General features: G+C 56.0%; 14 protein-coding genes and 1 tRNA gene. 13 read left to right on the top strand and 2 right to left on the bottom strand.

All coding sequences use genetic code 11. The annotated features are described in order from the left end of the window. Positions 1 to 93 precede the first annotated feature (93 nt). Positions 94 to 183, bottom strand: a tRNA-Ser gene (locus ACR0D7_RS00280). A 123-nt stretch (positions 184 to 306) separates the two neighbouring features. Here ACR0D7_RS00280 and ACR0D7_RS00275 point away from each other — a divergent pair. The 8 genes from ACR0D7_RS00275 (at position 307) to ACR0D7_RS00240 (ending at position 7312) form a co-directional block, all read left to right on the top strand. Then, positions 307 to 1146: a DUF2059 domain-containing protein gene (locus ACR0D7_RS00275; protein WP_480677247.1), complete on the top strand. Its 840-nt coding sequence runs from the start codon at positions 307 to 309 to the stop codon at positions 1144 to 1146. Beyond that, the gene (locus tag ACR0D7_RS00270; RefSeq protein ID WP_480677246.1) at positions 1146 to 1943 is read left to right on the top strand and encodes a DUF2059 domain-containing protein; all 798 of its coding nucleotides are present in this window, start codon (positions 1146 to 1148) and stop codon (positions 1941 to 1943) included. The genes ACR0D7_RS00275 and ACR0D7_RS00270 overlap by 1 nt, the downstream gene beginning before the upstream one ends. Before the next feature lie 210 nt (positions 1944 to 2153). Further along, on the top strand, positions 2154 to 2771 hold the full coding sequence (locus ACR0D7_RS00265; RefSeq protein WP_480677245.1) for a 50S ribosomal protein L21: 618 nt from the start codon (positions 2154 to 2156) through the stop codon (positions 2769 to 2771). Positions 2772 to 2782: 11 nt separating this feature from the next. After that, a complete protein-coding gene (gene rpmA / locus ACR0D7_RS00260; protein WP_010440093.1) occupies positions 2783 to 3052 on the top strand; it encodes a 50S ribosomal protein L27 in 270 nt (89 codons plus the stop codon). Positions 3053 to 3300: 248 nt separating this feature from the next. Further along, positions 3301 to 3837, top strand: a complete 537-nt coding sequence (locus tag ACR0D7_RS00255; protein ID WP_170381158.1) for a GNAT family N-acetyltransferase — start codon at positions 3301 to 3303, stop codon at positions 3835 to 3837. A 37-nt stretch (positions 3838 to 3874) separates the two neighbouring features. Further along, complete coding sequence (gene obgE / locus ACR0D7_RS00250) at positions 3875 to 4909, top strand: GTPase ObgE (RefSeq protein WP_170570252.1); 1035 nt, start codon at positions 3875 to 3877, stop codon at positions 4907 to 4909. After that, entirely contained in the window at positions 4897 to 6003 is a 1107-nt protein-coding gene (gene proB / locus ACR0D7_RS00245; RefSeq protein ID WP_480677244.1) for a glutamate 5-kinase, read from the top strand. Before obgE ends, proB begins: the two co-directional genes overlap by 13 nt. A 46-nt stretch (positions 6004 to 6049) precedes the next feature. Further along, complete coding sequence (locus ACR0D7_RS00240; RefSeq protein ID WP_480677243.1) at positions 6050 to 7312, top strand: glutamate-5-semialdehyde dehydrogenase; 1263 nt, start codon at positions 6050 to 6052, stop codon at positions 7310 to 7312. Here ACR0D7_RS00240 and ACR0D7_RS00235 read toward each other — a convergent pair. Then, positions 7309 to 7905 carry a histidine phosphotransferase family protein gene (locus ACR0D7_RS00235; RefSeq protein WP_480677242.1) on the bottom strand — a complete coding sequence of 199 codons (597 nt, stop codon included), beginning with the start codon at positions 7903 to 7905 and terminating at the stop codon, positions 7309 to 7311. The genes ACR0D7_RS00240 and ACR0D7_RS00235 overlap by 4 nt on opposite strands. A gap of 41 nt (positions 7906 to 7946) precedes the next feature. Between ACR0D7_RS00235 and ACR0D7_RS00230 the strand changes: the two genes are divergently transcribed. From ACR0D7_RS00230 to tsf, 5 genes are all read left to right on the top strand, one after another. Continuing rightward, positions 7947 to 8129 (top strand): DUF3553 domain-containing protein, encoded by a 183-nt coding sequence (locus tag ACR0D7_RS00230; RefSeq protein ID WP_480677241.1) that lies wholly within the window; start codon positions 7947 to 7949, stop codon positions 8127 to 8129. 99 nt (positions 8130 to 8228) lie between these two features. Next, positions 8229 to 8984, top strand: coding sequence for an L-ornithine N(alpha)-acyltransferase (gene olsB / locus ACR0D7_RS00225; protein WP_480677240.1), 756 nt, complete (start codon positions 8229 to 8231; stop codon positions 8982 to 8984). Positions 8985 to 8987: 3 nt separating this feature from the next. Further along, positions 8988 to 9824 (top strand): lyso-ornithine lipid O-acyltransferase, encoded by an 837-nt coding sequence (gene olsA, locus ACR0D7_RS00220; protein ID WP_480677239.1) that lies wholly within the window; start codon positions 8988 to 8990, stop codon positions 9822 to 9824. A 166-nt stretch (positions 9825 to 9990) separates the two neighbouring features. Next, positions 9991 to 10782: a 30S ribosomal protein S2 gene (gene rpsB / locus ACR0D7_RS00215; RefSeq protein ID WP_480677238.1), complete on the top strand. Its 792-nt coding sequence runs from the start codon at positions 9991 to 9993 to the stop codon at positions 10780 to 10782. A gap of 76 nt (positions 10783 to 10858) precedes the next feature. Then, complete coding sequence (gene tsf, locus ACR0D7_RS00210) at positions 10859 to 11734, top strand: translation elongation factor Ts (protein WP_170381149.1); 876 nt, start codon at positions 10859 to 10861, stop codon at positions 11732 to 11734. The last annotated feature ends 167 nt before the right edge of the window (positions 11735 to 11901 follow it).

Here is an 11901-nt window from a genome sequence, read left to right as displayed (position 1 = left end):
ACCGTTTTCAGTCCGAAATATGGACAGAGTGGGGGATAACAACACCACCATGTCAGATGTTGTCAATAAAAACAAACACTTAGGCGATTTTAGTGGCGGAGAGACAGGGATTCGAACCCTGGGTGGGCTTGCACCCACAACGGTTTTCGAGACCGCCCCGTTCGACCACTCCGGCACCTCTCCGCGGGGGTCTGTGAGGGCGGGATTTAGTGAGGAACGCGCGGGGGTGCAAGCAGAAAATTCCTGATTTTCACCATTACCGTATTTTCCATTGCCAGAGAGCACAAAACGCCTAGGCTCTTTGGTATGACTTATCATCTACGCCGTATCGCAATTTCCTGTTTCACGCTGATTTTAGCCTTTGCCACACTGGCAGGTCCGTCCGCAGCTGCCGGGCGCGATCGTATAGAAGCCTTTTTAACGACCACAGGTTTCGATGTGGCGTTAGAGAGTATCGCACTATCGTCTGCTTCCGCGCCCCGGATGCTGGGCATCGACCCGGACGGATTTGGTGCGGATTGGACCCGCCTTACCGAAGAAGTCTTTGACACAGAGGATATGCATGAAATCGCCGTGTCGATTCTTGAGCAAACGCTCACCGACGAGGCGTTGAACCATGCGGTTGAGTTCTATGCCTCGGACCTCGGTCAACGGCTGGTTGAGGTCGAAAATGCTTCACACATGAATGATGATGATAGTAGGCAACAGCAAGGTCAGGAGATTGTCGCGGCGCTTATCAAAGAGGGATCAATGCGCGTTGAAGCCCTCAAGCGGATGAACGCAGCCATAGATTCCAGCGAGACTTCTTTGCGGGCATTGCAGGAAATCCAGCTTCGGTTTCTGCTCGCGGCAAGCGCTTCTGGTGTGATCGACCTACAACTCGATCCTGATGAGTTGCGCCAGATGATACAAAGGAATGAGGCTGGTGCGCGCCGGTCTCTGCATTTGTCTGCATTGGCAGGAGCAGCCTACACCTATCAGGATTTCTCGGACGCAGATATTGTTGCCTATGCCGAAGCGCTGGAACAGCCTTTGATGCAAGAGGTCTATGAACTGCTGAATGCCGTTCAGTACGAAATCATGGCGATGAAGTTTGAAACTCTGGCCGTCCGGATGGCTGATCTTCACCCGGCACAGGACATCTGATGCGTTTGACCGCGGCATTCCTGACCCTCGCTCTGTGGGCTATGCCTGTCCAGGCCGAAGAAAAGGTCGAACGCTTGATGGAGGCTCTGCAGGTCGATGAGGTCATCGATATTCTTCGCAATGAAGGGCACAATTTGGGGCAGGACCTGCAGCAGAGCTTTCTGGAAAATCAGGGAGGGCAAGTTTTTCTCGATCAGGTAGACCGGATTTACGATGCGAAAAGCATGCGTGGCCACATCGCGCAGGTGTTCGAGGAAACCCTTACAGACAGCCAGTTGGATCGCGCCATATTGGTTTTTGAAAGTGATCTGGGAAAGACCATCACTTCGCTTGAACTGTCCGCCCGCGTGGCATTGTCGGATGAGGCGATCGAAGAGATGGCGAATGACGCCTATGTAGGATGGGATCGTAACGCACAATTTTTTCGATTGGTTGAAGAATACATTGTGGTCAACAACCTGATTGACCAGAATGTTCAGAACGCTCTTAGCGCTGATTTCAATTTTTTTCGTGGAATGAGTTTGGGTACGGGAGATGACTCGGAACTTCTCGCGCAACTTCTGGAGCAACAGGACGACACGACCGAGTCAACGCGGACATGGTTATATTCGTTCTTTCTGCTTGCCTATAGACCACTGAGCGACAGCGAGATGCGCGAGAACATTGCGTTTTCGCGTACTGAAACGGGCAAGGCTGTAAACACAGCTTTATTTGAGAGCTTTGATCAGATGTTCGATTCCATCTATTACAAGCTGGGTCAGGCTGTCGCGCAGGTTCTGAAGGGGTCTGACCTTTAGTCCTGTATTTGATGTTGACTTTCTCCTGCAATCTTTGGATAAGCGCGCATCCCGGCCGGAATCTCCGCGCCGGGTCTCGTTATTATTGACCTACCGGGCGTATGCCCTTGGGTCGTCACACAGCCCGAAAAGGGCGCGCTGTTCGAGGTGGCCTAGGCCAGAAACACCCATTCGGGGACCACAGAACGCGGTTAGACAAAGGAAAGACGCATGTTTGCGGTCCTCAAGACTGGCGGCAAGCAGTACAAGGTTCAGGCGGGTGATATCCTCCGCGTTGAAAAGCTGGCTGCCGACGCAGGTGAAAAAGTTCAATTCAACGATGTTCTGATGCTGGGCGGCGACGCTCCGGTTGTTGGCGCACCTTTCGTTGAAGGCGCAGGCGTACAGGCCGAAGTGATCGAACAGATCAAAGGTGACAAGGTCATCAACTTCGTCAAGCGCCGTCGTAAGCACAGCTCGAAACGTACCGTTGGCCACCGTCAGAAACTGACTCTGGTCAAAATCACCGACATCCTGTCGTCGGGCGCTGACAAGTCGGGCATTAAAGCTGCAACCGGTTCGGTTCCGGCTGGCGAAGCTGCTCCGGCGGCGAAAAAGCCTGCCAAGAAAGCTGAAGCCAAAGAAGAGGCACTTGCCGCTGCGGCTGCCGCTGACGATCTGACCAAGCTGAACGGTGTCGGTCCCGCCGCTGCCAAAAAGCTGGCAGAAGCCGGTATCGAGAGCTTTGCCGCTCTGGCCGCCTTGTCGGACGAGCAGATTGCTGCTATCGACACCATCAAAGTGAAACCCGAATGGGTTGAGCAAGCCAAAGAGCTGGCTCAAGGCTAAGGAGAGAGAGAATGGCACATAAAAAAGCTGGCGGTTCCTCCCGTAACGGTCGCGACTCAGCTGGTCGCCGCCTTGGCGTGAAACTGTATGGTGGCCAGGCCGCTATCGCAGGCAACATCATCGTGCGTCAGCGCGGCACCAAGTTCTGGCCGGGCGAAGGCGTAGGCATGGGCAAAGATCACACCATCTTTGCAACTGTTGATGGCGCCGTGAAGTTCCACAAGGGACTCAAGAACCGCACCTTTATTTCGGTCCTGCCAGTGGCGGAGGCCGCAGAGTAAGCCGAAACCCATAAGGTTTTAAAATTCTTGGGGGACCGGCAGAAAATGCCGGTCCCTTTTGTCTTTTTAACACGAATTTGATCAATGGCCCCGATGACCAACCTTGCAAGCAATATGCCGAACCTGACTCTAGGTCGGATTGCCCACGTGGTTGAACATCGCCTGGCCAGAAAATATCTGATGTGGACGTTAATTGGATTCTCAGTTGTTTCCGCATTTTACGTGTTGTTCGGAGGAGGAACGAACTCATGAAACTTGAGACGATCATAAACCAGCCGGTCATAGAAACCGAGCGGTTCGACCTGCGCCCACTGCGCCGGTCGGATCTGGGTCTCATTGAACATTATGCAGGCGATGAACGCGTGGCTCGCATGACCACGTCTATCCCGCATCCGCTGCCGCCCGGCTCAATCGAGGCATTTGTTGCCCGTTCGATGGCCGAGGACCGTGATGAGGATGTGTGGGCGATGGACGCCACCAAAGACGGTGGTCCCGAGCTGATCGGCCTGATTTCGTTAACGCGGTTGGACCGCAACCAGTCTGAGGTCGGCTATTGGGTGGCGCCTGTTTACTGGAACACGGGTGTTGCGTCGCTGGCCGTTGAAACTCTGGTAAATGCCAATCCGCTTAAGAATGCCAACATGTTCGCCAGCGTGTTTCAGGACAATCCGGCTTCGGCCCGGGTGCTGACTCATTGTGGGTTTCAATACCTTGGCGATGCCGAAAGTTATTCGGTGGCTCGTGATGCAAACGTGCCCACCTGGACATACACCAAGAAACTCTGACTTGTGGCCGATGGGGCCTTTGCAGTAGGGGACACACATGAAATTTCTCGATCTTGCAAAGGTCTACATCCGGTCCGGGGCCGGAGGTGGCGGCTGCGTCAGCTTCCGGCGCGAAAAGTACATTGAATACGGCGGACCCGATGGCGGGGACGGTGGTAAGGGTGGGTCTGTCTGGGCCGAAGTGGTCGATGGGCTCAACACCCTGATCGATTTCCGCTATCAGCAGCATTTCTTTGCCAAGAACGGTCAGCCGGGCAGGGGCCAGCAGCGCACGGGCAAGGACGGTGATGATATTGTGCTACGTGTGCCTGTCGGTACCGAAATTCTGGATGAGGACGAAGAAACCGTCATCTGCGACCTGACAGAAGTCGGCCAGCGGGTTCTGCTGGCCAAGGGCGGCAATGGCGGCTTCGGCAACCTGCACTTCAAATCGGCCACAAATCAGGCTCCGCGTCGCGCCAATCCGGGGCAAGCTGGGATCGACCGCACCATCTGGCTGCGGCTAAAACTGATTGCAGATGTGGGCCTGCTGGGGATGCCAAATGCGGGGAAATCCACCTTTCTGGCCGCGACGTCCAACGCGCGGCCGAAAATTGCAGATTACCCATTCACCACGCTTCACCCCAATCTTGGCGTCGTAGGCGTCGACAATGTGGAATTCGTTGTTGCAGACATTCCCGGCCTGATTGAGGGCGCGCATGAGGGGCGGGGCATCGGCGACCGCTTTCTTGGTCATGTAGAACGCTGTGCCGTTCTTCTGCATTTGGTTGACGGCACTTCGGAAACCGTCGCGGACGACTACCGGACCATCATTCATGAACTTGAAGCTTACGGTGGCGAACTGGCTGAAAAACCTCGCATCACGGTGCTGAACAAGGTTGACGCGCTGGATGAGGAGGAGCGCGATCTGGCCAAGGCAGAATTAGAAGAGGCCGTCGGCGGCCCTGTCATGACCATGTCCGGCGTTGCCCATCTTGGCGTGACCGAAGTCCTGCGTGCGTTGCGCGCACAGATTGACGAAAACCGCCTGCGGCAAAAGCCCGTTGAGGAGGCTAAGACGTGGCAACCCTGACCTCGGCCAAACGACTTGTGGTCAAGATCGGGTCTGCGTTGCTGGTGGACCGGAAGACAGGGTTATTGCGATCGGACTGGCTGCATTCCTTGGCACAGGATGTCGCTTGGCTGAAAGGGCAGGGAACAGATGTCATTCTTGTTTCTTCAGGCTCTATCGCCCTAGGGCGCGGTGTGTTGGACCTGCCAATGGTTGACCTACCGCTCGAGCAATCTCAGGCCGCGGCTGCGGTAGGTCAAATCCGTCTGGCCCGCGCTTATGAAGAGGCACTGACACCACATAAAATCACCACTGCGCAGGTGCTGGTAACTCTCGAGGATAGCGCAGACCGTCGCCGTTATTTAAATTCCCGAGCAACGCTTGAGACATTGCTAAGTTTGGGTGTTGTCCCAATTGTCAACGAAAACGATACAATCGCAACTGATGAGATACGATATGGCGACAATGATCGTCTCGCCGCACAGATTGCCGTTACAGTGGGCGCAGATCAACTGATCCTGTTATCTGATGTTGATGGATTCTATACCGGCAACCCAACCGAGGATGCCTCGGCCACGCGATACGACGTGATCGACGAGATCACGCCGGAAATTGAAGAAATGGCGGGTGATGCGGGGTCGGGTCTTTCCAAGGGCGGCATGAAGACCAAATTGCTGGCAGCCAAGATGGCAATTGCGGCGGGTTGTGACATGGCTATTACAGAAGGTTCTCCCTTGAACCCTTTGAAAATGCTTCACAATGGCGCAAACAGCACATGGTTCACTGCGACACTGGATCCGCATGCGGCGCGAAAACGCTGGATCTCTGCCATGAAGCCACGTGGTGAAATCGTCGTCGATGCAGGTGCGGCCAAGGCCCTTGGCAATGGTAAAAGCCTTTTGCCCGCCGGCATTGTTGAAGTGACCGGAGATTTCGGCCGTGGCGATCCGGTTGCAATTCTGGATCCGACTGGCCGTCGTCTTGCTCAGGGTCTCAGTCGTTATACCGCACCAGAAGCGGATGCGATCAAGGGCCGGAAATCCTCAGAAATCGAGGCGACTTTGGGCTATCCAGGTCGGGCTGTATTGATCCACCGGGACGATTTGGCGCTTTAAAAGCGCGATGCTAGAACACCAAAAGACCGACCGAAAGGCACATGAGATGAAGGATTTCGACAGTATTCCCGCGCTGATGGCCGATATTGGGCAACGCGCCAAAGTTGCCTCGGCTGATCTGGCTCATGCCAGTGCCGAGCGGAAGCATGCCGCTCTGATCGCGGCAGCTGATGCGGTTTGGGCGAACCGGGCCGATATCATCGAAGCAAACAAGAAAGACTTGGAATTCGGTCGCGAGAAAGGTCTGAGCCCAGCAATGATGGACCGCCTGATGCTGGATGAGGGTCGCATTCAGGGCATGGTGGACGGGTTGCGCACCGTGGCAGACCAGGCTGATCCGGTGGGTGAGGCGCTGGCGGAATGGAATATGCCCTCGGGCCTGAACATTCAGCGCGTCCGAACGCCTCTGGGTGTGATCGGTGTAATCTATGAAAGCCGGCCGAACGTAACAGCGGACGCGGGCGCGCTGTGCCTGAAATCCGGCAATGCGGTGATATTGCGCGGCGGATCTGAAAGCTTTCATTCCTCTGGTGCCATCCACGCTTGCCTGGTCGAGGGGCTAAAGGCCGCGAACCTTCCCGAGGACGCCATCCAACTGGTGCCCACACGCGACCGTGCCGCCGTTCAGGAGCTGTTAACGCTCACGGATTATGTCGATGTCATTGTGCCCCGTGGCGGTAAAGGGCTGGTTGGTTTGGTTCAACGCGAGGCGCGCGTGCCGGTTTTTGCGCATCTCGAAGGAATCGTGCATATCTTTATCGACAAGAATGCCGACCCACAGAAAACGCTGGATGTCGTGCTGAATGCCAAGACCCGGCGCACCGGAATTTGCGGTGCGGCGGAGTGTCTGTTGATCCATCAGGACGTAGCAGAAACACTAGGACGAGACGTAATAGCCGCGCTTCAGGCTGCAGGCGTTGAGGTTCACGCCGAAGGGGTCCTGTCTAATGAACGCACCGTCGACGCCACGGACGAGGATTGGGGCAAGGAGTATCTGGACAGCATCATTGCCGCCAAACCTGTCGCTGACATCGACGCGGCGATTGCGCATATCCGTCAATACGGCTCCAACCACACAGACTGTATCATGACCGAAAACGCTGATAACGCCGCACGGTTCTTTGAACGCCTTGATAGCGCGATCTTGATGCACAATGCCTCGACCCAGTTCGCAGATGGTGGTGAGTTCGGAATGGGTGCCGAGATCGGTATTGCGACTGGCAAAATGCATGCGCGCGGCCCAGTGGGTGCGGCACAGCTAACCAGCTTCAAGTATCTTGTGCGCGGAAATGGGACGACCCGGTCTTAAAACCGGATCACTACGCGGGTTGAGGTGGTTTCCGCCGCGACCCGCCGCCCCATGGATAACGCGGTTTCCGGCAGCAAGGCGAATTGCACCTGTGCAGGTGTCACCTTGTTGGCAAAGCGGCCTCTAGGCAGGTTGCTCCAAAGATCATTGTCCATGCTCAGTTTGTCGGCCGTTCCGGTAACCGTCCAACTGCCTTCGGTGTGATCAATTGTAACCTCTCCACCAAACGGCATCGCGCTTTCGCAGCACATCAGGGCAAGAAACGCGAGTTTGACCTGATTACGTGGAATAGCCTCAGTTAGGTGCCAATTGACGCGAACGCGGCCTGCACGCTCCACATCTTTCAGAAGGTCCGCAACCTCGGCCCGCCCCAGGGGTTGATCGCTGGCTGAACCGAAAGCCACGCGAAAGAACCGGATTCGGGCACCGGCGCTGCCGACACTGCCCGAGATCAGCTCCATCTCGGGGCCTTGAACCGCGCCAACCATCTCGAGCAGTTCCAGGCCATTGGTGATTGCACCAATCGGGCTGATCAGATCATGACAGATCCGGGAACCGATCAACTCGGCCAGGTTGACTGTGGTGTCGCTCATGCGTACCTCCTGCTGTATCTGCCGACGGACCGGAGCCCCCAATGACAGACCTTAATGCCATTCTTGCACCGGGCATGTTTGTCCGCCACCCCGATTTCCCCGATTGGGGCGTTGGACAAGTGCAGTCCAATATCGGGGGCAAGATCACCGTAAACTTCCGCGAGCAGGGGAAAGTGGTGATTGACGGGACACGCATCGCCCTGATGCTGGTCTTTGATCCGTGAAACTGGTTTAGGAAAGGTTAACAACTACCGTTCATCCGCTCTTGTTGCCATCCCCTTGGAAACTGCGGTATCAGCGCGCAAACAAAAACGGAAACACCAATGCCGGATGCAGGCCCTTCCTTTACCGTCAAACTTGCAAAAACCGAGGACGAAATGCGTGCCGCCCAACGGCTACGCTATGACGTGTTTGTTCGCGAGCTAGGCGGCGGTGGTGAGATGGTGGACCATGAGGTCGGGCTGGAGCGGGACAAATTTGACCCATACTTTGACCACATGCTGGCGATAGACGACCTCACGGGCGAAGTTATTGGCGTTTACAGGCTGTTACCGGGCGAACGTGCAGCGGAATTGGGGCAGTTTTACTCCGAAGATGAATATGACCTGTCCGTTCTAAAGCAAAGCGGCCGCAAGCTGTTGGAGTTGGGCCGGTCTTGCCTGCACCCGGACTATCGCGGCGGCACCGCAATGTACCACCTGTGGAACGGATTAGCAGGCTATGTGAGCGAACGAGAAATCGAAGTTCTGTTTGGCGTCGCCAGTTTTCACGGAACGGATGTTCAGGAGTTGGCACAACCCTTGTCGATGCTGCACCATAACCATCTTGCGCCGCCCGATTTGCGTGTGAGAGCGCAGCCAGAAGTATATGAATCCATGGATCTTGTAGCCCCTGATGATCTGGATCGCCGTGCCGCGATGGTTCGGGTTCCGGCGCTGATCAAGGCCTATTTGCGCCTTGGCGGTTTTGTGGGTGAGGGTGCGTTTGTCGACCACGCCTTTAACACCACCGACGTCTGTCTGATCCTTGATACTGCTCGTATGAACGAACGGCAGAAACGCATCTATGGCGGGACATAAACCGTGAACGTATCTTCTTGGAATGGTCAGCAGGCACCTGATCCAGTTAAATTGGGTCTCATCGGCTGTATACTGGTGATCTTGCGGGGGTTGCCTTTGGCCATTCTGGTCTTTGGCGGCCTGATCGTTTTGCTAGCCGTTCGCCTGATCGAGCGCCCACTGTTCGGTGTTCAGCGTCCAGTCACGCCGTATATTTCTCAGTTCGTCTGCCGCAACGCATTTCGAATTCTAGGGATCGACTTTCGCACCTCAGGCGAGTTGATGCAGGAACGGGGTGCTGTAGTTGCAAACCATACCTCGTGGCTGGATATCTTTGCGCTGAACGCGCGAAAGCGGATTTATTTCGTGTCCAAGGCCGAAGTTGCCAAATGGCCCGGTATCGGTTGGCTCGCCCGAGCGACCGGAACGGTTTTCATCGAGCGGGATCGCAAAAAGGCCAAAGAACAGACCAAGGTATTTGAAACCCGCCTGAAGGCTGGGCACAAATTGCTGTTCTTCCCAGAGGGAACCTCAACCGACGGATTGCAGGTTTTACCATTTAAAACAACGCTCTTTGCGGCGTTCTTCGCGGATGAATTACGTGACTTTATGTATGTTCAGCCGGTATCGGTGGTATTCCATGCCCCCACAGGCCAGCCTGATCGGTTCTACGGCTGGTGGGGAGAGATGGAATTCGGGCCACATCTGCTGAAAACATTGGGCGCGCGCAGGCAGGGGGCGGTCGAGTTGATCTATCACGCCCCAGCCAAGGTCAGTGACTTTGAGAACCGCAAGGCGCTGGCCGCGCATTGCGAAGAGGCCGTGCGTCATGCGCACAGCTTGGCGAGACTTGAAAAATAAGGGCGATTGGCCCTTGCACTGCTTCAAAACCTGCCGTATACGCGCGCCATTCAAACCCGCAGGCGGGGTTTGGCCTTTTTGAGGGAGACATCCTCATCAAGACCGCCGGTTGGAGCATTCGCTTCTTTCACCCCCGCCCAGGCGTAAACCGGAAAAGGAAAATAGCATGGCTCTTCCCGAGTTCACCATGCGTCAGCTGCTGGAAGCTGGCGTTCACTTTGGTCACCAGACACAGCGTTGGAATCCCCGCATGGGCCCGTTCATCTACGGCTCGCGCAATGGCATCCACATCATGGACCTGACCCAGACCGTTCCGATGCTGGATCAGGCTCTGCAGGCTGTTCGTGACACCGTCGCAAAAGGTGGCCGCGTTCTGTTCGTTGGTACCAAGCGTCAGGCAGCTCAGCCGATCGCAGACGCCGCTGAAAAATCGGCTCAGTACTACATGAACCACCGCTGGCTGGGCGGCACGCTCACCAACTGGAAAACCGTTTCCCAGTCGATCAACCGTCTGAACCAGATCGACGAAGCGATGGAAGCGGGCGCCGAAGGCCTGACCAAGAAAGAACGTCTGGGCATGGAACGTGACCAGGGCAAGCTGCAGGCTTCGCTGGGCGGTATTCGTGAGATGGGTGGCGTTCCCGATCTGCTGTTCGTCATCGACGTCAAAAAAGAAGCGCTGGCCATCGCCGAAGCCAACAAGCTGGGTATCCCGGTTGTGGCTGTTGTCGATACCAACTGCTCGCCCGATGGCGTTGACTACATCATACCCGGCAACGACGACGCAGCCCGCGCAATCGCTCTGTACTGCGATCTGGCCGCACGTGCCGCTCTGGACGGCATGACCGCTCAGATGGGTGCTGCAGGCGTGGACCTGGGCGCGTTCGAAGAAGCTCCGGTTGAAGAAGCCGTTGCGGAAGAAGCCCCCGCCGAAGCAGAAACACCTGCCGAAGCGTAAGCTGCCCGTCACGTAAATGACATATGGGGCAGGGTAGACCTGCCCCAATTCCGTTTGAATTGAGGAGAGCCAAGAGATGGCAATCACAGCAGCAATGGTTAAAGAACTGCGCGACGCAACCGGCGCAGGCATGATGGACGCAAAAAAGGCGTTGACCGAAACTGGCGGCAACATGGACGAAGCCGTTGACTGGCTGCGCACCAAGGGCCTGGCCAAAGCCGCCAAGAAGTCCGGCCGTACCGCAGCAGAAGGTCTGGTTGCTGTTCACGTAAACGGTGGCAACGGTGTTGCTGTCGAAGTAAACTCGGAAACCGATTTCGTAGCGAAAAACGCCGAGTTCCAAGAAATGGTTGGCAAGATCGCCTACGCAGCTGAAGGCGTGGACAATGTCGAGGCTCTGCTAGCTGCTGATCTGGGCGGCAAGAACGTTGCGGACACACTGACAGACAAGATCGCCACCATTGGTGAGAACATGTCGGTACGTCGTATGGCCAAGCTGTCGGGCGACACTGTTGTGTCCTACGTCCACAACGCGGCCACCAACGGCATGGGCAAAATCGGCGTTCTGGTTGCTCTGACCGGTGGTGACGAAGCCATCGGCAAGCAGGTTGCGATGCACATCGCGGCTGTGAACCCGGCGGCCCTGTCCGAAGCGGACATGGACCCGGCGGTTGTCGAGAAGGAAAAGCAGGTTCAGATGGACATCGCCCGCGAATCCGGTAAGCCGGAGCAGGTGATCGAGAAAATGATCGAAGGCCGCATGAAGAAATTCGTCGCGGAATCGACCCTGCTGAACCAGTCGTTCGTTGTGAACCCTGACCTGACCGTAGAAGCAGCTGCTAAAGAAGCAGGCGCAACCATCACTGGCTTCATCCGTCTGGAAGTTGGCGAAGGCATCGTTGTCGAAAAAGAAGACTTCGCTGCCGAAGTTGCTAAGGCCGCTCAAGGCTAATTAGACATTCCCGAACCCCCGTGGTTCGGGATACCATCGAAGGCCGGTCACGGGATACGTGGCCGGCTTTTTTTGTGCATTGCGTAAGGCTGAATCAAAAAAGGACGCTGACGCGTCCAGACTTCTCCTGAAAGGAGTATGAGGGGCCCCGCATGATGGGGATGGTC

The organism is Ruegeria sp. BB7 (genome assembly GCF_056539365.1).
This window is presented reverse-complemented; position numbering and strand designations above follow the sequence as displayed.

Excerpts from the sequence above, each read along its gene's own strand:
- ACR0D7_RS00275 (WP_480677247.1), top strand. The coding sequence starts at position 307 with ATGACTTATCATCTACGCCGTATCGCAATTTCCTGTTTCACGCTGATT.
- ACR0D7_RS00270 (WP_480677246.1), top strand. The coding sequence starts at position 1,146 with ATGCGTTTGACCGCGGCATTCCTGACCCTCGCTCTGTGGGCTATGCCT.
- ACR0D7_RS00265 (WP_480677245.1), top strand. The coding sequence starts at position 2,154 with ATGTTTGCGGTCCTCAAGACTGGCGGCAAGCAGTACAAGGTTCAGGCG.
- rpmA (WP_010440093.1), top strand. The coding sequence starts at position 2,783 with ATGGCACATAAAAAAGCTGGCGGTTCCTCCCGTAACGGTCGCGACTCA.
- ACR0D7_RS00255 (WP_170381158.1), top strand. The coding sequence starts at position 3,301 with ATGAAACTTGAGACGATCATAAACCAGCCGGTCATAGAAACCGAGCGG.
- obgE (WP_170570252.1), top strand. The coding sequence starts at position 3,875 with ATGAAATTTCTCGATCTTGCAAAGGTCTACATCCGGTCCGGGGCCGGA.
- ACR0D7_RS00240 (WP_480677243.1), top strand. The coding sequence starts at position 6,050 with ATGAAGGATTTCGACAGTATTCCCGCGCTGATGGCCGATATTGGGCAA.
- ACR0D7_RS00235 (WP_480677242.1), bottom strand. The coding sequence starts at position 7,905 with ATGAGCGACACCACAGTCAACCTGGCCGAGTTGATCGGTTCCCGGATC.
- ACR0D7_RS00230 (WP_480677241.1), top strand. The coding sequence starts at position 7,947 with ATGACAGACCTTAATGCCATTCTTGCACCGGGCATGTTTGTCCGCCAC.
- olsB (WP_480677240.1), top strand. The coding sequence starts at position 8,229 with ATGCCGGATGCAGGCCCTTCCTTTACCGTCAAACTTGCAAAAACCGAG.
- rpsB (WP_480677238.1), top strand. The coding sequence starts at position 9,991 with ATGGCTCTTCCCGAGTTCACCATGCGTCAGCTGCTGGAAGCTGGCGTT.
- tsf (WP_170381149.1), top strand. The coding sequence starts at position 10,859 with ATGGCAATCACAGCAGCAATGGTTAAAGAACTGCGCGACGCAACCGGC.